This is a genomic window from Streptomyces resistomycificus (assembly GCF_001514265.1).
Taxonomy (GTDB): Bacteria; Actinomycetota; Actinomycetes; order Streptomycetales; family Streptomycetaceae; genus Streptomyces; species Streptomyces resistomycificus.
In genome coordinates this window covers 260280-279427 of record NZ_KQ948989.1, presented here as the reverse complement: position 1 = coordinate 279427, position 19148 = coordinate 260280, and the positions used below count along the sequence as shown (strand labels likewise).

Sequence of the window (19148 nt, the reverse complement as noted above, 5' to 3'; positions counted from 1 at the left end):
TCGCGGGTTTCCGGATTTCCAGGGGGCGGGGTGGGGGGCTTCAGACGACGCGTTCGCCGGGGGTGACGATCGCGTCCAGTGCGGCCAGGTCGGCCGGGTCGGGGATCCAGTCGGCCGCCGCCGCGTTGGCGGTGACCTGTTCGGGGGTCATGGCGCCGCAGATGACGGAGCCGACGGCGGGCAGCGCGGCCAGTGCGCCCACGGCGACCTCCAGGAGGGTGAGTCCTCGTTCGGCGCCGTAGCCGGAGAGCGCCTCGACCTTGTCGAGGGCCGCGTCGGTGAGCCAGCCCTGCCGCCAGGACAGCCGGCTGCCGGCCGGGGGCTGCTCACCGCGCCGGTACTTCCCGCTGAGCAGGCCGTTGGCCAGCGGGTAGTACGGCAGCAGGCCCACGCCGTTGTGCAGACAGGCCGGGATCAGGTCCCGCTCCACGCCGCGGTCGAGCAGGTGGTAGCGGGCCTGGGTCGACACGAAGGCGCCGGTGAGCTGCTCGGGTGGGAGGTTGGAGCAGCCGATGTGACCGATCTTGCCCTCGTCGACCAGTTCACGGAGCGCGGCGACGGTCTCCTCCAGCGGGGTGACACCGTCCGGCTCGTGGTACTGGTACAGGTCGATCCGGTCGGTGCCGAGCCGGCGCAGGGACGCCTCGACGGCGTACCGGATGTAGGAGCGGGCGCCGCGCCGGCCGTGGAGGTCCGCCTCCGGCCCCATCTCCATACCGAACTTGGTCGCCAGGACGACCTCGTCCCGGCGTCCCTTGAGGGCAGCGCCGAGGAGGCGTTCGCCGTCGCCGCGCGAGCCGCCCTGTTCGCCGAAGCCGCCGTACATGTCGGCCGTGTCGAACAGCGTGATCCCGGCGTCGAGGGCCGCGTGGACGACGGCCTTCGTGCCCTCCTCGTCCAGACGGGCGCCGAAGTTGTTGCCGCCGACGCCGACCACGGAGACGGCCGGCCCGCGCTCGCCGAGCGAGCGGTATCTCATGACCGGCTCCCGAATCCGACGCAGACGTTCTTGGTCTGCGTGTAGCTGTCGAGGGCCGCGAGGCCCTTCTCCCGGCCCCAGCCGCTGTGCTTGTAGCCACCGAAGGGGAGTTCGACGCCGGTGCCGACGCCGGTGGCGTTGACGTAGACCTGGCCGGCCCGGATGCCCTCGGCCAGCCGCATCGCCTTGTCGATGTCCCGCGTCCAGACGTAGGACGCCAGGCCGTACGGGCTGTCGTTGGCGATGTCCAGGGCCTCGTCGGCGTCGTCGAACTCGATGACGGTGACGACGGGGCCGAAGATCTCCTCGCGGGCGCATCGGGCGTCGTTGGTCAGGCCGGTGAGGACGGTCGGCTCGACGTAGTAGCCGTCGGACAGGGCCGGGTCGGACGGCGCACCGCCGCCGGCCCGTGCCACGGCGCCCTCCTCGCGGGCCAGGTCCAGGTAGCCCAGCACCCGGTCGCGCTGCCTGCCGGCGACCAGCGGGCCGATGTCCGGGTCGGTGAGCCCCGGACCGATGCGCAGCGAGGCGGCGTACGCGACCAGCTTGTCGAGGAACTCCTCGGCGCCGCGCTGGAGCAGCAGCCGGGTGCCGGCCGAGCAGGTCTGGCCGGCGTTGCCGAAGGCCGAGGCCGCGACAGCGGTCAGCGCCAGGTCGAAGTCGGCGTCGGCGAAGACCACGACCGGGGACTTGCCGCCCAGCTCGGTGACGGACGGCACCACGTTGGCGGCGGCGGCCTGGGCGACCTTGATGCCGGTCGGCACCGAGCCGGTGAAGGTGACCTGGTCGATGTCCGGGTGCCCGGCGAGGGCCGCGCCGGTCTCTCCGTCACCGGGGACGACGTTGAGAACGCCCGGCGGAAGTCCGCACTCCAGGGCGATCCTGCCGATCTCCAGCGGGGTGAGCGGCGCCTCAGGCGACGGCTTGAGCACCACCGTGCAGCCTGCCGCCAGCGCCGGGGCCGAGCCCCTCGCGGTGTTCTGCAGCGGGTAGTTGAACGGGATGATCTGGCCGGACACACCGATCGGCTCACGCACGGTGTAGTCGATCAGGCCGGGCCCGAGAGGGATCGTCGTGCCCCCGAGCTTGTCGGTGACGCCCGCGTAGAACTCGAAGTAGCGGGCCGCCGCCTCGACATCGGCCTTGGCCTGGCTCAGCGGCTTGCCGACGTCCTGGCTCTCCAGGCGGGCCAGCCGTTCGCCCTGGTAGCGGATGGCCTCGGCGATCCGGTACAGGATGCGGCCCCGGTCCGCGGCCCGCATGCGGGCCCATTCGGGAGAGGTGAAGGCCGAGCGGGCCGCGGCCACCGCCTGGTCCACGTCCGCCTTGCCGGCCAGCGCGACATGGGTGATGACCGTACCGTCGGACGGGTCGAGGACCGTGAAGGAGCGTCCGTCGGCGGCGGCCACCTGCTTGCCGTCGATCAGCAGCTCGGTCAACCGCAGTTCGCCGGTCATGGCGTGATCTCCCCCTGCACCTCGCCGAAGATGACGACCTCGTCGCCGGGGCGGACGGTACGGATCCGGCGGACCCAGAGCACGATGCCGTCCTGCGGGGCGCGGACCTCCTCCAGCGTGTTGCCGTAGTGGTCGGCGATGTGGGCGATCAGGTCGCCTTCCTTGCAGGTGTCCCCCGGCTCGGCGTGGCCGACGAAGAAGCCGCCGGCGTCGGAGCGGGCGAAAGTGCCGGAGACCGTGGTGTAGGTGTCCCGCAGCTCCGCCGCACCGTCGATCATGCCGAGTTGCCGGAGGATGTTGCGGATGGAGTGCATGTGCAGGGTGACGTTCTCCTCGCGGTAGGTGCCACCACCGACCTCGATGGTGATGGCGGGCTTGCCCGCCGCGAGCGTGGGGTGGCGCACCGTGCCGCCCCACTTGCCGCCCTTCCAGACCAGCTCGTGCCCGGCCGCGAGGGCCATGTCCGTCGCCAGTTCCTCGTAGCCGCCCTGAAGGATGACCAGCGGGGCGATCTCACCGAACGTGCCGCCGGTGTGCAGGTCGACCAGGGCGTCGATGGCCGGGACGACCTGCTCGACGAAGGTGGCGGCCAGGCGCAGCGAGTACGAGCCGTCCGCGTCACCGGGGAAGATGCGGTTGAGGTTGAGGTGGTCCAGGCCGCTGGTGCGGGCCGCCGCCTCGAAGGCCGGGGTGTTCATGCAGGGGATGGCGACGAGCGTGCCGCGCAGGGTGGCCGGGTCGATCTCGGCGACCACGCGGCGGACGGCTTCCTGGCCGTCGTACTCGTCGCCGTGCACGCCGGCGTCCACACACAGGACCGGGCCGTCCTGGGCGCCGTTGACGACGATCAGGGGGATGCCGAGTTCCACACCGTAGCTGCTGGTGCCGACCGGGATGAGGCCTTGGGCGCGCTCGCCGGGGGCGACGGTCAGCGGACCGATGGAGTACATGTTGTTCCTTTCCGAAACATGGGTCAGATGCGGGCGGACGCCTCGGCGAGGGTCTCCGCGAGGATGTCGGCGATACGGTCGAGAAGGGCCCGGTCGCTGATCAGCGGGGGCGCGATCTGGACCAGTGGCGCGGACCGGTTGTAGACGCGGGCGAGGAGGCCGGCCTCACGCAGCCGGCGCGGGATCAGGTCGGCGATCAGGTCGGCGCGGGCGGTGTCGCCGAAGCCGCCGTCCTCGTGGTCACCGACGAGTTCGCAGGCGTAGAAGAATCCGGCGCCCCGGACGTCGCCGACGATCGGCAGGTCCGCGAGGGATGCCATGCGGCCCGCCAGGTGGTCCTGGAGGCCACGCACGTTCTCCAGGATCCGGTCCCGCTCCATGATCTCCAGGTTGCGCAGGGCGATGGCCGCGCTCAGCGGGTGCCCGCCGAAGGTGTAGCCGTGGTTGAGGACCGCGCCGGGCCGGTTGATGACCTCGACGACACCCTGGCTGACCAGAGTCGCCCCCATGGGGGCGTAACCGGCGGTGATGCCCTTGGCGACGGTGACCATGTCCGGGCGGGCGCCGTAGCGGTCCCCGCCGAACCACTCCCCGAGCCGGCCGAAGGCCGTGATCACCTCGTCGGCGACGAGCAGGAGTCCGTACCGGTCGGCCAGCGCCCGCAGACCCTGCCAGTAACCCTGGGGCGGGGTGATGCAGCCGCCCCGGTTCTGCACCGGCTCGGCGATCAGCATGGCGACGGTCTCCGGCCCCTCGGCCAGAATCGCGTCCTCAAGCTCGGCGAGCAGCCGGGCCGTGTACAGGTCGTCGTCCGCGTACTCCGGTGCGAGGCCGAAGCGGTTGGTGTTGGCCACGAACCGGGTGTCGATCGCCGGCGGGCCGTACGGCTCGGTCAGGCCTGGGTCGTCGGTGAGCGACAGGGTGCCGATGGTCAGCCCGTGGTAGGCGCCACGCCGAGCGATGGCCTTGGTGCGGCCCGGCTCGCCGCGCAGCGCGTGGTAGCGGCGGGCGATCTTCCAGGCGGTCTCGACGGCTTCGGCGCCGCCGCTGGAGAAGAAGGTGTGCTCGATGTCCACGGGGGCGATCCGGGACAGCCTCTCGGCGAGTTCGATCGCCGTCGGGTGCGCGGAGGAGGTCCACAGCGGGCTGTAGCACAGCTCTCGCAGCTGCCGTTCGGCGGCCTCGGCGAACTCGGGGCCGTAGGAGTAGCCGAGCTGGCAGCAGTACAGCCCGGACAGGCCGTCGATGTAGCGCCTGCCGTCGGCGTCGTCGACGTACGGGCCCTCTCCCCGCCGGATGACGAGGAGGTTCTCGCCTTCCGGGCCGAGCGAGCCGTTGGGGGTCATGTTGAGCAGCAGGTGGCCGGCCGCAATGGCGGACAGTTCGCCGGCCGGGGTGCGGGTGCTGGTGGTCATGAGGTTTCACTCCCGGTGGACAGGCCCACCGCGGGCTCCGTCGGCAGCAGACCGTCCTGCTTTTCGGCCCCGCCGAGTCGGCGCACCGCGGCGACCAGGACGAGGGCCAGGACGGCGATCGCGATGAGGACCGCGCTGATGGCCGTCACGGACGGGTCGACATCGAACTGGAGGACGTTGAAGACCTGGACGGGCAGGGTCGTGGTGTCCACCGAGGACAGGAACTGCGAGATGAAGAACTCGTCGAAGCTGGTGATGAAGGAGAAGACCGCGGCGGCGATCATGCCGGGCATCGCGAGAGGGAGCGTGATGCGCCGGGCGACGGTGAGCCGGTTCGCGCCCATGCTGGCCGCCGCGTCCTCCAGTCGTTCGTCGATGCCCTTCAGCGTGGCCATGAGGATCATCACGGCGATCGGTGAGGCGAGCACGGTGTGGCCGAGGGCGATGGCGATCGGACTGCCGAGCATGGCGGCCGGCTCGAAGAGCAGGAACAGCCCGAGGGCGATGACCACTTGGGGGATCACCAGCGGGGCGAGGACCAGTCCGTACACCGCCGAACGCAGCGGCAGGTTGCTGCGGACCAGTGCCGTGGCCGCCGTGATGCCCAGGAGGAGCGAGAACACGGTGGTCAGTGAGGCGATCAGGGCGCTGAGCGAGAGCGCGGCCGGCCACTTGCTGCCGTCGGCGAACAGCACCTTGTACCAGCCCAGCGTCCAGGAGTCCGGCGGGAAGGCGCCGAAGGCGTCCTTTCCGAAGGAGGTGACGACGATGAGGACGATCGGCAGGGCGAGGAACAGCAGGATCACCGTGGAGGCGACGGTCAGGAAGATCCGCCCGGCCAGTGTCGAGCGCAGCGCGATCATGAGATACCTCGATTCTTCGCGGCCTCGCTCACGGCCTTGATCAGCCGCAGCAGGAGCAGACCTCCGAAGGTGAGGAGCAGCAGGATGATGCCGAGCGCGGCGGCGCCGTTCCACTGGTTCTGCTTCATCACCTGCTCACTGATGAGCGAGGCGACCATGGTCTGCTTCGGACCACCCATGAGGGCGGGGGTCAGGTAGTAGCCGAGGCAGAGGATGAAGCACAGGATGCCCGCGTTGACCAGGCCCGGAGCGACCATCGGCAGGTAGACCCGGCGGAAGATCGTCAGCCGGCCCGCGCCCATGCTGGCCGCGGCGGCGGGCAGCCTGCGGTCGATGCCGCGCATCACCGCGTACAGCAGCAGCACGGTGTACGGCAGCATCACGGAGGTGGTGCCGATGACCACGCCTATCTCGTTGTAGAGCATCTGGAAGGGAGCGCCGGGGACCTTCAGATCCGTCAGGGCGTTGTTCACCACGCCGCGTTCACCGAGCAGGATGATCCAGCCGTAGGTGCGCACCAGCGCGCTGATGAAGTGCGGCACGATGACGATGATCATCACCAGGCCTGCCCACAGCGGCTTGAGCCGGGAGACGGCGGCGGCCAGCAGGAACCCGATGACCAGGCTGAGCAGCGAGGTCTCGGCGGAGATCCGCAGGGTGGTGAAGAGGACCTCCAGGTTGGAGCCCTGGAGGGCGTCCGCGTACCAGTGCAGCGTCCATCCCCCCTCCTCCCCCTTGAGGCTGAGGAGCAGGGTGCTGAAGATCGGGTAGACGAACAGCACCAGCAGGTAGACGACGACGGGTGCGGCGTTCAGCAGCCCGAAGCGGGTGCGGCGCTCGGACAGCGCGCGGCGCAGCCGGTGCAGCCGTCCCGTGCCGGCGGCGGGGGTCGCGGCGCCCGGGGCCGGGGGCGCGGGCGCGAGGAGGGATCCGGCCATGCTCACCCGCCCCCTTCCACCGCGAAGACGCTGACGTCGTCGGGGTGGGCCGTCAGGCTGACCTGCTCGCCGAGGACCGGGGCCTCGCCGGCCGGGAGTTCCAGCCGTACGACACCGGTGTCGGCGCCGCCCGCCGGGCGGACGGTGACGCGGACGAGGGTTCCCACGTAGGTGACCGTCTCGACGGTCCCGGTACAGAACCCGTCGCCGGGCGTGCACAGCCGGAGCCGGCCGGGCTGGACCGCGGCCCGCACCTTGGCTCCCTCCGCTCCCGCCTGCGGGCGGGCCGTGAGCAGGCCTCCGGTGTCCAGCCGTACGAGGGTCTGCTCGGGCGTCCGCTGCTGGACGGTGCCGGGCAGGAAGTTGGCCGCGCCGAGGAAGTCGGCGACGAACGGGGTGCGGGGACGCTCGAAGAGCTCGCGCGGGGTGTCGAACTGGTCGATCCGCCCGTCCCGCATCACCGCGATCCGGTCGGACAGGACCAGCGCCTCCTCCTGATCGTGCGTCACGTAGATGACGGTGAGGCCGAGTTCCTGCTGGATGCGCTTGATCTCGGTCTGCAGCTGGTCGCGAAGCTTCTTGTCCAGGGCGCCGAGCGGCTCGTCCATGAGGATCACCGGCGGCCGGTAGACCAGCGCCCGGCACAGCGCGACGCGCTGCTGCTGGCCGCCGGACAGCTCGCGCGGCCGGCGGCGGGCCATGGCGGAGAGTCCGGCGATCTCCAGGGTCTCGCCCACTCGTCGGCGCAGCTCCGCCTTGGGCACGCCCCGCAGTTGGAGCGGGAAGGCGACGTTCTCCCAGACCGTCATGTGCGGGAAGAGCAGGTACTGCTGGAAGACGAAGCCGAGGCCGCGTTTCTGCGGGGCGAGGCGGGTCACGTCACGGCCGCCGACGACGATGCTGCCGGAGTCGGGCTCGCAGAACCCGGCGATCATCATCAGGGTGGTGGTCTTGCCGGAGCCGGAGGACCCCAGGAAGGTGACGAACTCGCCGCCCGCGATCTCCATGGAGACCGTGTCGACAGCGGTCACGCCACCGTACGTCTTGCGCAAGTCCGTGACGGAGAGGGGTTTTCCGGTGCCGGACCCCGGCGGCGGGAAGACCGCCGGGGAGGACTGGGGCTGGGACTTCAGGTGCAGCTCAGGCATTGACCCACTCCTGCCAGCGCTTGGACACGGCGGCCTCGTTCTTGATCCACCACTCGACGTCGAGGTCGAACCCGGCCTTCAGGTGCTCGGGCGAGCTGGCCAGGTTGTCCCCGGCGGCCGTGGAGAGCTTCTTGTAGGCGGCGGGCACGACCGGGGCCATCGGGTAGATCTCGGCGTAGTTGGCCTGGATGTCGGGCCGCAGCGCGAAGTCGATCAGCTGGTAGGCGGCGTCCGGGTTCGCCGCGCCCTTGGGGACGCAGAAGCCGTTGCTCTGCCGGCGTGCGCCGTTCCACTGGTACGCCATCGGCGAGCCGCCCTTGATCAGGGCGTCGAGACGGCCGTGCCAGACGCTGGTGGCGACGACCTCCTCGCGGCCGAGCAGCAGGCCGGGGAGGGCACCGGTGTCCCAGTACTTGCGGACGGACCCCTTGATGTTGTCGAGGGACTTGAAGGCCCGTTCCACGTCGAGGGGATACAGCTTGTCCAGGGGCACGCCGTCGGCGAGGAGGGCGAACTCCAGCTCGGGCAGGTCGGCGTCCCTGGCCTGGAGGGCACGGCTGCCGGGGAACGCCTTGGTGTCCCAGAAGTCCGCCCAGCTCCCGGGCTTCTTCCCGTCGAAGGCGTCGGTGCGGTACGCCATGACGCTGGCCCAGTAGTTCTTGCCGACGCCGTGGGACATCATCAGTGACTCGGCGATGCCCGTGTTCCTGGTGTTCTTCAGGCGGTCGTAGTCGAGTTCCTCGGTGGCGTCCTCGTCCTTGAAGCGCACGACGTCGGCCATGGAGGTGTCGATCAGGTCGAACTGCGGGCGACCCTGCTTGATCTGGGCGAGCAGCTGGGCGTACGCGATGTTCACCACCTTGATCTGGATACCGGTCTCCTTGGTGAACGCGTCGTAGACCGCCGTCTGGTTGGCGTCTCCGTAGGTGCCACCGCTGTTGCGGACGACGAGCGTCTTGGAGCTCTTGCCGCCGCTGCCGGCGACGGACCGGCTGGTGCCGGTGCCGCAGGCGCTGAGGGCGGACGCGGCGGCGAGGCCCGCGGTGACTCCGCCGACTCCGCGCAGGAAGAGCCGGCGGTCTATCCGGGCATCTCTCATCGTGTGCCTCCTGGGTGGTGCTGGACGTGGGAAGGGGGGCGGCTGGGGTGGTGTTCTACGGGCGGGGGTCCGCCTCGTCGGGTGCGACGCCGACGCCGGGGGTCCGGAGGGTCTCCGGCCGCGTGGACTGGTCGGGGTCCCAGGGGACGGCTATGGCGGCCAGTTCGTCGCCGTGGGCGACGGTGAGGCCGTGCATGCCGTAGAAGATCCGCCCGCCGGCGGGGGCGTGGACGGTGTGCTCCCGGCCGTCGGCCGGGTCGACGATGCGGCCGAGGACGTCGCCTTCCGCCACTTCGCCGATGACGTCACCGTCGAAGGAGAACTCCGGGTACCACAGGCCCGTGGCCTCGGCCGTGACACCGGCGGACCAGACCCATGCGCGGATCGGGCCCGGGGCTGAGCCGTCCTGGTCGAGGACGCCCAGGTGGCGCAGTGCCCCCAGCAGACCGTCGACACGGCGGAGCGCCGTGGCCTCGTCCCGCTGCCCGAGTTCGCCCACCTCGACGAGGACCGCCGAGATGCCCCGGCGGGCGGCGGCCGCGTGGCTGTTGCCGCCGTCGGCCTTCAGACCGAGGATGACGTCCTCGATGCCGAAGGAGCCCGCCAGTTCGGCCGTGGCCTTGTCGAGGTCGGGGTCACCGGTGAGGCGGTGGCCGACGAAGTCCCGCAGGACCTGGTCGATGCCGCCGCAGTGCAGGTCGATGTAGACGTCGGCGCCGTCGATGAGGTGGCTGAAGAGCCAGGCGCCCAGCCGCTCGGTGGGGCCGCCGGCCGGGTCGCCCGGGAAGACGCGGTTCAGGTTCACGCCGTCGACCGGGGAGACGTTGAGCCGGCCCTGGTACACGGCCGGCGGGTTGGCGACGGGGCAGATGATCACCTGGCCGTGCACCTCGCCGGGTTCCAGCCTGTCCGCCAGTCGCACGACGGCGTCGATGGGCGTGAACTCGCCGCCGTGTACGCCCGCGGTGATGACGACTCGGGGGCCGGGGCGGGAGCCGTTGACCAGGGTCAGCGGAATGTCCGCGGTGAGGGTGCCGAGGTCGGCCCGGACGGTGCCGCGGGCCTTGGTGCCCGGCTGGGCCTCGAGGGAGCCGACGGAGAGGGTGGCGTCGTTCATGGTCATGCCTCCGTACGGCCGACGGTGGAGATGAAGTCGATGGGCTGGGGCGAGGTGCCGTCCAGCGCCAGGTCGGCGGCGATGTCGCCGAATGCGGGCGCGAGCTTGAAGCCGTGGCCGGAGAAGCCGGCGAGCAGGACGACGTTCTCGGCGCCGGGCAGGGGGCCGACCAGCGGGCGGCTGCTCTCGGTGTAGCCCTCCATGTAGACGGAGAGCCGGGTCGGGTCGGGGTGCAGGTCCGGCATGTGACGCCCGATCAGCTCGGAGAAGATATCCAGCTCTTCCGGCCGCACCGTCCGGTCCAGCTGGTTCGGGTCGCCGGCCGGCTCGTGCAGGGCGCGGGAGAGGCCGAGCTTGACGGAGATGCCGTCCGGGGAGGGCAGGCCGTAACAGTGGGTGGGTGCCGTACGGATGAACGCGGGGCGCTCCTCGCCGAACCAGGCGTCGGTGGTGGGCACGTACCAGGCGCTGACGAGCCGGCGGACGTCCACCTCCCACGGCAGGTCGGGCAGCAGGTCGTTGACCCAGGGGCCGGGGGTGACGACGGCCGTGTCGAAGTGCTCGCTGCCGGAGTCGGTGCGGATCTCCATGCCGTTCGCGACGGGCACGATCTCGCGCACCGTGGTGTAGCGGTGGATCCGGGCGCCGAGCTCCTCGGCCCGGCGGGCGGCGGTCTGGATCGACAGCTCAGGCCGGATGAAGCCGGCGCGGCGGTCGAGCACGGCCGCGTCGCCGTCCTCGAGGCGGTACTGCGGGAAGCGCTTGGCCAGGGACTCGGCGTCGAGCACCTCGTGGTCGAGGCCGTGCTCGGCGATGGACTGCAGGACGGTGGCCATCTGGTGGTGCTCGGTCGGCCCCATGAGCAGGCATCCGGTCAGGCGCCTCAGCTCGCGGCCGGTCTCCTCCTGGAGCCGCTGCCAGAGGGCGTCGGCGTGCTGGAGGAGCGGGACGTACCGGGAGTCCTCGAAGTGGGCGCTGCGGAAGATGCGGGTCTCACCGCCGGCGGCACTGCGGTCGTGACCGGGGGCGAACCGGTCGTACCCGACGACCTCGGCGCCGCGGGCCGCCAGCCGCCAGGCGGCCTGGCTGCCCATCGTTCCGACGCCGACGACGGCGACGCGCTTCCTGGCAGCTGACACTGGGCTTTCCTTTCGTATCGCCGAGGCGCATGCTGAGCGCCCGACGTGAGGCTGGTTGATTCAAGGTGGTTTGGGCGGGGGCCAGGCCCTTTCCTCGGGTCCTCGGCTCACAGCCGCCGCGTCTCGCGGCGCCGGCCCTCTCCGGAATCTCCTCCGTCGAGCCGTGCCACATTGTGGAACGCTGTGCTAGAATCTGGCACGAGAATGACAGCGGCTCGGAGGGGAGTCAAGAGGTGTCCAGCAGAAAATCCGCGGATTAACGGGGGGAAACCGGATGGAAATGAAGAGCGTCACCAGATCGCTGCGGGTTCTGGAAGCGGTCGCCCAGCATCAGCCGGTCACCGTCGGAGAGTTGACGAAACTCTTCGGCCTACCGAAGTCGACCGTGCAGCGCACTCTGGTCACCCTGGCCGAGGCGGGCTGGCTGCGCGCGAACCGCGAGGACACGACACGCTGGGAGATCGGCGCCCGGGTACTGGCCGTACGACCCGCCGCCCTGCAGGGCTCCAGCCTGTTCGCCGCCGCCCGCGAACCCATGATCCGCCTCCGCGACAGGGTGAACGAGACCATCCACCTGTCAGTGCCCGACGCACTGCACAGCATGGTCGTCGTCGACCGCGTCGACTGCGACCATCCCGTACGGACCTTCCACACCATCGGCGACACCTCACCGCTGCACGCCACCGCCGTGGGGCGGGTGATCCTCGCCCGGCTTCCGAAGCAGGACGTCGAGGAACTCATCACCCAGGGCCTGGAGCGCTTCAGCGACACGACCCCCGCCGACCCCGACGAGCTGCGCGCCGAACTGGACCGGATCCGCGCCGACGGCTACGCGGTCAACCGGAACCAGTACCGGCCGGGCGTCTGCGCCCTCGCCGCACCCGTGCTCGACGAGAACGGCACACCGTTGGCCGCCGTGGCCATCTCGATGCCCGACTCCCGGTACGACGTGAAACGGGAGTCCGAGTGGGGTGGCCTCGTGGCCGGCGCGACAGAGGAGATCAGCGGACGCCTACTGGGCGGCTGACGGAAGGTGGTGGCCCAAGAGGGCCCCGACCGGCGAGGGCCGGCTTGCACGCGTCGAAGCGTGCAAGCCGGCCCTCTCCGCATGCCAGGGCAGCCGTCACCCCGGGCCCGACCGGGGGGGCGGGCCCAGGGCGGCCGCCGCGCGCGGCACGGCGCGACGCGGGCAGGGCGCTCCCGCCACTCATCGCCGGGAAGGCCATGGGACCCCATTCCCCTTCATGCCGTATTGTGGAACGCCATGCTAGAATGCGGCATGAATCGTGCCCGCGGCTCCGGGGAGGGAGTCAAAGGTGAGCGACGAAGCCACGCGCCTGATGGGGGCCCCGGGATGGAAATGAAGAGCGTCACCAGGTCACTGCGCATCCTGGAGGCGGTCGCCCGGCATCAGCCGGTCACCGTCGGAGAGTTGACGAAACTCTTCGGCCTACCGAAGTCGACGGTGCAGCGCACTCTGGTCACCCTCAACGAGGCGGGCTGGCTCCGGGCCAACCGCAGGGACACCACGCGCTGGGAGATCGGCGCCCGGGTGCTGGCCGTACGACCCGCCGCCCTGCAGGGCTCCAGCCTGTTCGCCGCCGCCCGCGAACCCATGATCCGCCTCCGCGACAGGGTGAACGAGACCATCCATCTCTCGGTGCCCGACGCACTGCACAGCATGGTCGTCGTCGACCGCGTCGACTGCGACCATCCCGTACGGACCTTCCACACCATCGGCGACACCTCACCGCTGCACGCCACGGCCACCGGGCACGCGATCCTCGCCCATCTCCCGCGTCGCGAGGTCGACGAGTTCGCGACGGGCACATTCGAGGGGTACGGCGAGGACACCATCACGGACGCCGAGGAGCTGCGCACGGAGCTCCAGCGGGTCAGGGAGCGTGGCTACGCCGTCAACCACAACCAGTACCTCCAGGGCATCTGCGCCATCGCCGCCCCCGTCCTGGACGGTGACGGCGTCCCGCTGGCCGCGGTCGCCGTCTCCCTGCCGGACTCCCGCTTCGAGCCCGGTCGGCTCGCGGAGCTGGGGCGACTGGTGACCGAGACGGCGGCGGAGATCACCGCCCGCCACCTGCGCTGAGGGCGCCCTCGGCCCGGCCCGCCCGCGGCGAGGCAGGGCCCTCCCCGTGCCCGGCCAGGAGGACAGTGCGGCCGGGCACGGCGTGGCCCGCGCGGTGCGCGACGCGGCGTAGGTCAGGGCAGGACCGCCGTCATCGCACAGGCACCGCGAGGTACTGGTACTCCAGGAACTCGTCGAGACCGACCCGGCCGCCCTCGCGGCCGAGCCCGGACTGCTTGACACCGCCGAAGGGGGCGGCCGGGTTGGAGACGAGGCCGGTGTTGAGGCCGACCATGCCGACCTCCAGGCGCTCGCTGACCCGCAGGGCGCGGTCCAGGCCCTCGGTGAAGACATAGCCGACGAGGCCCCAGGGGGTGTCGTTGGCCCGGCGGATCACCTCGTCCTCGTCGTCGAAGGTGAGGATCGCCGCGACCGGGCCGAAGATCTCCGTGTCCATCAGGCGGCTGCCGGGGTCGACGTCCGTGAGTACGGTCGGCGGGTAGAAACAGCCCGGCCCCTCGGGCGTACGGCCGCCGACGAGTACCCGGGCGCCGCGCTCCACCGCGTCGGCCACCAGATCCTCGACCTTGGCCCGTCCGACCCTGTCGATCAGCGGGCCGACGTCGACGCCGTCCCGGGTGCCGGGCCCCACGACCAGCGCACCCATGCGCTCGGCCAGGCGCCGCCCGAACTCCTCCGCCACGGAACTGTGCACGAAGAAGCGGTTGGCGGCGGTGCACGCCTCGCCCATGTTGCGCATCTTGGCGACCATCGCGCCGTCGACCGCCTTGTCCAGGTCGGCGTCCTCGAAGACGATGAACGGCGCGTTCCCGCCCAGCTCCATCGAGGTCCGCACGACCGCCTCCGCGCTCTGGGCGAGCAGCAGGCGTCCGACGTTGGTGGAGCCGGTGAAGGAGAGCTTGCGTATCCGCCCGCCGCGCAGGAGCGGTTCGCACACCTCCCCCGCACGGGAGGTGGTGACGACGTTGAGCACACCGTCCGGCAACCCGGCCTCCTTGAGGATCGCGGCGAGGGCCAGGCTGGACAGAGGGGTCTGCGGGGCCGGCTTGAGGATCATCGTGCAGCCGGCGGCGATCGCCGGGCCGATCTTGCGCGTGCCCATGGCCAGCGGGAAGTTCCACGGGGTGATCAGCAGACAGGGGCCGACCGGGCGGCGGGAGAGCAGCATGCGGTTGCGGCCGTCGGGCAGGACGCCGTGGCCGCCTTCGACACGCACGGCCTCCTCCGAGAACCAGCGGAAGAACTCGGCCGCGTACGCCACCTCTCCCCTGGCCTCGGCCAGGGGCTTGCCCATCTCGGCCGTCATCAGGTGGGCCAGCTCGTCGGTGCGCTCGACGACGATCTCGTACGCCCGGCGCAGGATCTCGCTGCGGACCCGGGGCGCCGTACGGGCCCACTCCTCCTGCGCCTGAACGGCCGCCTCCTCCGCACGCTGGGCGTCCTTGGCGCCGGCGTCGGCGACGTGGGCGATGATCTCACCGGTCGCGGGGTCGTCCACGGGCATGGTGGCGCCGTCCGCGGCGTCCGCCCAGGCACCGCCGATGAACAACTGCGTGGGTGTGTCGGTCATGGGGTTCCTCCTGGTTGATCGGCGGTGGGGTCGAGCAGCTCCGCGAGGTGCAGGGCCCGGATGCCCCGGTCACCGGCGAGGTGGTCGATCTGGGTGGCACAGCTGAAACCGTCGGCCACGACGACCGTCCGCCCGGCCCCGCCGACGGCGTCGATGCCGTCGAGGCGTGGCTTCAGAGCCAGGTCGGCGACGGCCATCGAGGTGTCGTAGTGCTGCTCCTCGAAGCCGAAGTTCCCGGCGAGTCCGCAGCAGCCCTCGGCCTCGTCGACCTTTTCCACGCCCAGGCGGCCGAGCAGGTCGCGGGGGTGGCTGCCCTTGAAGGTGGCGTACTCGTGGCAGTGGGTCTGCAGGACGACGTTGTCCGGCAGCTCGGGCGGGGCCCAGTCCGGCGCGGCCAGGTCGGTCAGGGCGCCGGTGAAGGTGTGGACGCGGGCCGCGACGCGCCGGGCGGCCTCGGTGCCGAGCAGTTCGGGCACGTCACGCTTGAGGGCTGCGGCGCAGCTGGGTTCCGCCACGATGATGGGCCGGTCGTCGCCGTCGTCGAGGTGGGCGACCGTACGGGCCATGACGCGGCGGGCGGTGGACAGCTGGCCGGTGCTGACCCAGGTCAGGCCGCAGCACAGGCCGTCCTCGGCCGTGCACGGGATGCCGGCGTCGGCGAGCACGCGGCTCGCGGCGCCCGCCACCTCGGGGCGGAAGGCGCGGGTGAAGCTGTCGACGAAGAGCAGGGCCTTCGCAGGTTCGCCGGTCCTCGCCCCGCGCAGGGCCCGGCGGAGCGCGCGCCGGGAGGCGAAGGCCGGGATCCGGCGCTTCGTGGTCACGCCGCCGAGCCGGGCGAGCAGTTTGCCGACCGGTCCGCGCAGCAGCGCGTTGACCGGGCGGGCGGCGAATCCGGCGAGGGACGAGGTCAGCGGCAGCCAGCCCAGCGAGTAGTGGGAGCGGGGGCGGATCCTGCCCTTGTAGTGCTGGTGCAGGAACTCCGCCTTGTACGTGGCCATGTCGACGCCGACCGGGCAGTCGCTGGAGCACGCCTTGCAGGACAGGCACAGGTCGAGGGCGTCGCGCACCTCCGTCGAGCGCCAGCCGTCCTGGACGAGGTCGCCCCGCACCATCTCCTGGAGCAGCCGGGCCCGGCCCCGGGTGGAGTCGGTCTCCTCCCCGGTGGCCCGGTAGCTGGGACACATCACGCCGCCCGCGTCACTGCGGCAGCGGCCGACTCCGACGCAGCGGCGTACCGCGCCGGCGAAGCCGTCCTCGTCGTGGGGGAAGGAGAAGAGGCTCTCGACGGGCAGCACCTCGGAGGGCGTGTGCAGGGCGAGGTCGGCGTCGAGTCGGGCCGGGGCCACGACGACGCCGGGGTTGAGCAGCCCCTCGGGGTCGAAGATCTCCTTGAAGGCGGCGAACGTGCGGATCATCCGGTGGCTGTACATGACCTCCAGCAGCTCACCGCGTGCCCGCCCGTCCCCGTGCTCGCCCGACAGCGAGCCGCCGTGCGAGACCACGAGCGCGGCCGCCTCGCCGAGGAAGCGGCGGGTCGCGGCCCGGCCGGCGTCCGTGGCGAGGTCGAAGTCGATGCGCACGTGGACACAGCCCGCGCCGAAGTGGCCGTACAGCACCCCGGTCAGGCCGTGGGAGGCCAGCAGCTTGCGGAAGTCGCGCAGGTAGGCGGCCAGCTCCTCGGGCGCGACCGCCGCGTCCTCCCAGCCCGGCCACGACTCCCCGCCGTCCACCAGGCGGGCGGCGAGCCCGGCCCCGTCCTCACGGACCCGCCACAGCGAACGACGTTCGGCAGGGCTCCGCACGACCCGTCCGCCGGTCGTCCGGCCCTGGGCCTTGAGCACGTCGAGCAGTTCGGCGGCGCGGGCGTCGACCGCCGTCTGGTCGTCACCGTCGAGTTCGACGTACAGCCAGGCCCGCCCCTCGGGCAGTCCCGTCACGGAGTCCGGGCCACGGCGGGCGCGCATGGTGGCGACGATGGCCTCGTCCATGCCCTCCACGGCGGTGGGTTTCCAGCGCAGGATCTCGGGGACGTCCTCGGCGGCGTCGACCACGTCGTCGTAGCCGAGCGTCAGGAGGGTGGAAGCCTGTGCGGTCGCCACCAGGCGGACCGTCGCGGCGGTGACGACCGCACAGGAGCCCTCGGTGCCCACCAGGGCGCGGGCCATGTCGAAGCCGTGTTCGGGCAGCAGGTGGTGCAGCTGGTAGCCGGAGACCTGACGGGGCACGCGGCCCAGCTCGGTGCGGATCGGCGCCAGGTTGGCGTCGATCAGGCCTCGGATGTCCGCTGTGAGGCGGGCGACCCGGCGGACGGCGTCCGTGTCGTTCGGGTCGGCCGCGCGCAGGCCTTTGCCGTCGGCGACGGCGCGCACGCCGTCGGCGGTCACGATCTCCAGTGCCTCGATGTGCGTACTGGTACGCCCGTGCCGCACGGACCGGTTTCCGCAGGCGTCGTTGCCGATCATGCCGCCGAGAGTGCAGCGGCTGTGCGAGGAGGGGTCGGGGCCGAAGGTGAGCCCGTGCAGGGCGGTCGCGCCACGCAGCGCGTCCAGGATCACCCCGGCCTCGACCCGCGCGGTGCGCGCCACCGGGTCGATGTCCAGGATCCGGTTCATGTACCGGGAGAAGTCCAGGACCACACCCGGTCCGACCGCGTTGCCGGCCATGCTGGTGCCGCCGCCGCGCGCGGTGACGGGCACGCCCGCCTCCCGGCAGGCCCGCACCACCGCGACCACGTCGTCGGCGCTGCGGGGGAACACCACGGCCCTCGGCGGAACCCGGTAGTTGGAGGCGTCGTAGGCGTAGGTACCGGTGGAGCCCGGGCCGGTCTCCACCCGCAGGCCGGGAGCGGTCTCGGTGAGCCGCGCGACCAGTGGCTCCAGGGCCGTGGTGGTGTCCGTCATCGCCCTGCCGCCCCCGATGTGCCGGCCTCGACCGCGGTCGCCCACGCCTGGAGGCCCTCGTCCACCGCCGTCTCGTCGATGACGAGCGCCGGGATCATCCGTACGACCTGGTTCCACGCGCCGCACAGCAGCAGGAGCAGGCCCTCGTCGATCGCGGCGCGCTGCACGCGGGCGGCGGTCTCGGGGTCGGGGCTGCCGTCCTCGGTGACGAACTCGGTGGCCAGCATCAGACCCAGGCCGCGTACGTCACCGATGCCCGGCGTGCGGTCGGCCACCGCCTCCAGGCCGTGCCGCAGCCGCTTGCCCATGGCCTCGGCGTTCTCGACGAGCTTCTCGTCGCGTACGACGTCGAGGGTGGCGACGGCCGCCGCGCAGGCCACGGCGTTGGCGCCGTACGTGCCGCCCTGCGAGCCCGGCCACGCCTTGGCCATCAGCTCCTCGGAGGCGGCGATGCCGGACAGCGGGAAGCCGCTGGCCAGGCCCTTGGCGGTGACGAGGATGTCCGGGGTGACGCCGAAGTGGTCGTGACCCCAGAAGCGGCCGGTGCGGCCGACACCGGTCTGCACCTCGTCCAGGATGAGGAGGAAGCCGTGGCGGTCCGCACGCTCCCGCAGCCCTTCCATGAACGCGCGGGTGGCGGGCACGTAGCCGCCCTCCCCGAGCACCGGCTCGACGATGATCGCGGCCGTGTCGGCGGGCGAGGAGATCGTCTGGAGGGTGTAGTCGAGCTCCTGGAGAGCGAAGCGGGTCGCGGTCTCCTCGTCCCAGCCGTAGCGATAGGCCGACGGGAACGGGGTGACGACCACACCGCTCATCAGCGGGGAGAAGCCGGACCGGAAGCGGATGCCGGACGTCGTCATGGAGGCGGCGGCCACCGTACGGCCGTGGAAGCCGCCGTGGCAGACGATGACGTTGGGGCGGCCGGTGGCCTGGCGGGCCAGCCGCAGCGCCGCCTCGACCGCCTCGCTGCCGGAGTTGGTGAAGAACAGGCTGTCCAGCCCGGTCGGCAGCACGTCGCCCAGCTTCTCGACGAGCTGCCGCAGCGGCTGGTGCATGACGGTCGTGTACTGGCCGTGTACGAGCGTGCCCACCTGCTCCTGCGCCGCCGCCACGACCTTCGGGTGGCAGTGCCCGGTGCTGGTGACGCCGATGCCGGCGGTGAAGTCGAGGTAGCGGCGGCCGTCCTCGCCGAAGAGGTGGACGCCCTCGCCCCGGACCGCCACCACGGGCGTGGCCTGGCGAAGGTGCGGCGAAAGTGCGGTCATGTTCGTCTCCCGGCCTCGGTGTTCGGTCTGCTGCGGTATCCCGAGCATCTCCGCGGACCAGGGGTGCACCAACGTGCGATCTGTCCGGTCGGGCCGCGACATCCGGACGTTGTGTCAGCCTCATCACGGGCATGCCGGGTGTCGATCGCTCACGGACCGCCCTTGCGCAGGTCAGCCACGCTTGTCACAGTGGCCGGACACTCC

15 protein-coding genes and 1 pseudogene are annotated in these 19148 nt (G+C 71.6%); 2 read left to right on the top strand and 14 right to left on the bottom strand.

Annotated features, from left to right (window positions below; genetic code table 11):
* Nucleotides 1-40: 40 nt before the first annotated feature.
* From AQJ84_RS06570 to solA, 10 genes are read right to left on the bottom strand one after another with little or no spacing between them, the layout of a single operon-like run.
* Nucleotides 41-979, bottom strand: a complete 939-nt coding sequence (locus tag AQJ84_RS06570; protein WP_030037785.1) for an aldo/keto reductase — start codon at nucleotides 977-979, stop codon at nucleotides 41-43.
* Nucleotides 976-2436 (bottom strand): aldehyde dehydrogenase family protein, encoded by a 1461-nt coding sequence (locus AQJ84_RS06565; protein WP_030037786.1) that lies wholly within the window; start codon nucleotides 2434-2436, stop codon nucleotides 976-978. The genes AQJ84_RS06570 and AQJ84_RS06565 overlap by 4 nt, the downstream gene beginning before the upstream one ends.
* Nucleotides 2433-3386 carry a succinylglutamate desuccinylase/aspartoacylase family protein gene (locus AQJ84_RS06560; protein ID WP_030037787.1) on the bottom strand — a complete coding sequence of 318 codons (954 nt, stop codon included), beginning with the start codon at nucleotides 3384-3386 and terminating at the stop codon, nucleotides 2433-2435. Before AQJ84_RS06560 ends, AQJ84_RS06565 begins: the two co-directional genes overlap by 4 nt.
* Before the next feature lie 23 nt (nucleotides 3387-3409).
* Nucleotides 3410-4801 carry an aminotransferase class III-fold pyridoxal phosphate-dependent enzyme gene (locus tag AQJ84_RS06555; protein ID WP_030037788.1) on the bottom strand — a complete coding sequence of 464 codons (1392 nt, stop codon included), beginning with the start codon at nucleotides 4799-4801 and terminating at the stop codon, nucleotides 3410-3412.
* Complete coding sequence (locus tag AQJ84_RS06550; protein ID WP_030037789.1) at nucleotides 4798-5664, bottom strand: ABC transporter permease; 867 nt, start codon at nucleotides 5662-5664, stop codon at nucleotides 4798-4800. Before AQJ84_RS06550 ends, AQJ84_RS06555 begins: the two co-directional genes overlap by 4 nt.
* Nucleotides 5661-6602 carry an ABC transporter permease gene (locus tag AQJ84_RS06545; protein WP_107082727.1) on the bottom strand — a complete coding sequence of 314 codons (942 nt, stop codon included), beginning with the start codon at nucleotides 6600-6602 and terminating at the stop codon, nucleotides 5661-5663. Before AQJ84_RS06545 ends, AQJ84_RS06550 begins: the two co-directional genes overlap by 4 nt.
* Nucleotides 6603-6604: 2 nt before the next feature.
* Nucleotides 6605-7750 carry an ABC transporter ATP-binding protein gene (locus AQJ84_RS06540; RefSeq protein WP_030037791.1) on the bottom strand — a complete coding sequence of 382 codons (1146 nt, stop codon included), beginning with the start codon at nucleotides 7748-7750 and terminating at the stop codon, nucleotides 6605-6607.
* The gene (locus AQJ84_RS06535; protein WP_030037792.1) at nucleotides 7743-8849 is read right to left on the bottom strand and encodes an ABC transporter substrate-binding protein; all 1107 of its coding nucleotides are present in this window, start codon (nucleotides 8847-8849) and stop codon (nucleotides 7743-7745) included. Before AQJ84_RS06535 ends, AQJ84_RS06540 begins: the two co-directional genes overlap by 8 nt.
* A 55-nt stretch (nucleotides 8850-8904) precedes the next feature.
* Nucleotides 8905-9966: a succinylglutamate desuccinylase/aspartoacylase family protein gene (locus AQJ84_RS06530; RefSeq protein ID WP_225889074.1), complete on the bottom strand. Its 1062-nt coding sequence runs from the start codon at nucleotides 9964-9966 to the stop codon at nucleotides 8905-8907.
* A 2-nt stretch (nucleotides 9967-9968) separates the two neighbouring features.
* Nucleotides 9969-11105, bottom strand: a complete 1137-nt coding sequence (gene solA, locus AQJ84_RS06525) for an N-methyl-L-tryptophan oxidase (RefSeq protein ID WP_030037793.1) — start codon at nucleotides 11103-11105, stop codon at nucleotides 9969-9971.
* A gap of 280 nt (nucleotides 11106-11385) precedes the next feature.
* Here solA and AQJ84_RS06520 point away from each other — a divergent pair, with 280 nt between their 5' ends.
* Together AQJ84_RS06520 and AQJ84_RS06515 are read left to right on the top strand one after the other, a co-directional pair.
* Nucleotides 11386-12132 carry an IclR family transcriptional regulator gene (locus AQJ84_RS06520; protein ID WP_059198805.1) on the top strand — a complete coding sequence of 249 codons (747 nt, stop codon included), beginning with the start codon at nucleotides 11386-11388 and terminating at the stop codon, nucleotides 12130-12132.
* A 333-nt stretch (nucleotides 12133-12465) separates the two neighbouring features.
* Nucleotides 12466-13209 carry an IclR family transcriptional regulator gene (locus tag AQJ84_RS06515; protein ID WP_059198804.1) on the top strand — a complete coding sequence of 248 codons (744 nt, stop codon included), beginning with the start codon at nucleotides 12466-12468 and terminating at the stop codon, nucleotides 13207-13209.
* Nucleotides 13210-13339: 130 nt separating this feature from the next.
* Here AQJ84_RS06515 and AQJ84_RS06510 read toward each other — a convergent pair whose 3' ends face one another.
* From AQJ84_RS06510 to AQJ84_RS06500, 4 genes and pseudogenes are all read right to left on the bottom strand, one after another.
* The gene (locus AQJ84_RS06510) at nucleotides 13340-14779 is read right to left on the bottom strand and encodes an NAD-dependent succinate-semialdehyde dehydrogenase (protein WP_030045728.1); all 1440 of its coding nucleotides are present in this window, start codon (nucleotides 14777-14779) and stop codon (nucleotides 13340-13342) included.
* Nucleotides 14776-15963, bottom strand: coding sequence for a (Fe-S)-binding protein (locus AQJ84_RS45235; RefSeq protein ID WP_450370759.1), 1188 nt, complete (start codon nucleotides 15961-15963; stop codon nucleotides 14776-14778). Before AQJ84_RS45235 ends, AQJ84_RS06510 begins: the two co-directional genes overlap by 4 nt.
* Before the next feature lie 177 nt (nucleotides 15964-16140).
* Nucleotides 16141-17679: pseudogene (locus AQJ84_RS45230) on the bottom strand (FAD-binding oxidoreductase); the annotation flags it as partial.
* Complete coding sequence (locus tag AQJ84_RS06500; protein WP_053190299.1) at nucleotides 17676-18944, bottom strand: aspartate aminotransferase family protein; 1269 nt, start codon at nucleotides 18942-18944, stop codon at nucleotides 17676-17678. The gene AQJ84_RS06500 and the pseudogene AQJ84_RS45230, both read right to left, overlap by 4 nt.
* Between the last annotated feature and the right edge of the window lie 204 nt (nucleotides 18945-19148).

Bases quoted from the DNA above. Each gene is read 5' to 3' on its own strand.
- AQJ84_RS06530 (WP_225889074.1), bottom strand. From the start codon at position 9,966: ATGAACGACGCCACCCTCTCCGTCGGCTCCCTCGAGGCCCAGCCGGGC.
- AQJ84_RS06560 (WP_030037787.1), bottom strand. From the start codon at position 3,386: ATGTACTCCATCGGTCCGCTGACCGTCGCCCCCGGCGAGCGCGCCCAA.
- AQJ84_RS06550 (WP_030037789.1), bottom strand. From the start codon at position 5,664: ATGATCGCGCTGCGCTCGACACTGGCCGGGCGGATCTTCCTGACCGTC.
- AQJ84_RS06535 (WP_030037792.1), bottom strand. From the start codon at position 8,849: ATGAGAGATGCCCGGATAGACCGCCGGCTCTTCCTGCGCGGAGTCGGC.
- AQJ84_RS06570 (WP_030037785.1), bottom strand. From the start codon at position 979: ATGAGATACCGCTCGCTCGGCGAGCGCGGGCCGGCCGTCTCCGTGGTC.
- AQJ84_RS06565 (WP_030037786.1), bottom strand. From the start codon at position 2,436: ATGACCGGCGAACTGCGGTTGACCGAGCTGCTGATCGACGGCAAGCAG.
- AQJ84_RS06555 (WP_030037788.1), bottom strand. From the start codon at position 4,801: ATGACCACCAGCACCCGCACCCCGGCCGGCGAACTGTCCGCCATTGCG.
- AQJ84_RS06510 (WP_030045728.1), bottom strand. From the start codon at position 14,779: ATGACCGACACACCCACGCAGTTGTTCATCGGCGGTGCCTGGGCGGAC.
- AQJ84_RS45235 (WP_450370759.1), bottom strand. From the start codon at position 15,963: ATGTGTCCCAGCTACCGGGCCACCGGGGAGGAGACCGACTCCACCCGG.
- AQJ84_RS06500 (WP_053190299.1), bottom strand. From the start codon at position 18,944: ATGACCGCACTTTCGCCGCACCTTCGCCAGGCCACGCCCGTGGTGGCG.
- AQJ84_RS06545 (WP_107082727.1), bottom strand. From the start codon at position 6,602: ATGGCCGGATCCCTCCTCGCGCCCGCGCCCCCGGCCCCGGGCGCCGCG.
- AQJ84_RS06515 (WP_059198804.1), top strand. From the start codon at position 12,466: ATGAAGAGCGTCACCAGGTCACTGCGCATCCTGGAGGCGGTCGCCCGG.
- AQJ84_RS06520 (WP_059198805.1), top strand. From the start codon at position 11,386: ATGAAGAGCGTCACCAGATCGCTGCGGGTTCTGGAAGCGGTCGCCCAG.
- AQJ84_RS06540 (WP_030037791.1), bottom strand. From the start codon at position 7,750: ATGCCTGAGCTGCACCTGAAGTCCCAGCCCCAGTCCTCCCCGGCGGTC.